We start from the raw sequence: 666 nt of genomic DNA, 5'->3' as shown, positions 1-666 counted from the left end.
TGTTAAGTAATTCGACGCTTGTCGCTGCTGATTAAGTGAGTTCTTGGGCCTTGTAAAACCTACAAGTAAAGGTCTCTAAGCGCTTTCAAATTGTCTTAGGTCAATTTCACTTTGTGAGTATTGGCCTATACTCATTTCTAGAGTTTTGTTTCTAGGGCCTAAACCTTGTTTGGGCTATCAACTTCTAACTTTGTATAGATTAAGGGAACTTAGTTTGCAGCAAGGCATACTCGCTATTTTTCGTTCAATGCTAGGTAGTCTCAGAGACCTGGCGCCGATCATAATTGTTATTGCATTTTTTCAATTTGCAGTACTTCAGCAGCCGATACCTAACCTGGTCGATATGATTATTGGTGTCATATTTGTATTGCTTGGCTTGACGTTTTTCATTTTCGGTCTGGAAATGGGCTTATTTCCGATCGGTGAGTCAATGGCTCATGCCTTAGCAAAGAAGGGTAGTGTCGCTTGGCTGATTGCTTTTGCTTTTGCATTGGGCTTTGGTACGACAATAGCTGAACCTGCCTTGATAGCAGTCGCTGCAGAAGCCGCAACGGTCGCCGCAGAAGGCGGCATGATCGAAGCAACTGAAGCCGCTAAAACAAGTTATGCCAGTGGCTTACGATTTACGGTGGCTTTTTCTGTAGGCTTGGCGATCGTTCTGGGTGT

Annotated in this window: 1 protein-coding gene; it reads left to right on the top strand. The window is 43.8% G+C overall.

Annotated features, from left to right (window positions below; genetic code table 11):
• Positions 1-214: 214 nt before the first annotated feature.
• The coding region (locus A3729_RS05895) for a DUF1538 family protein (protein ID WP_369820086.1) at positions 215-666 on the top strand (452 nt) is incomplete at its 3' end.

The organism is Oleiphilus sp. HI0043, assembly GCF_001634935.1.
Note: the sequence above shows the minus strand (reverse complement) of the source record. Positions and strands in the feature narration are given on the sequence as shown.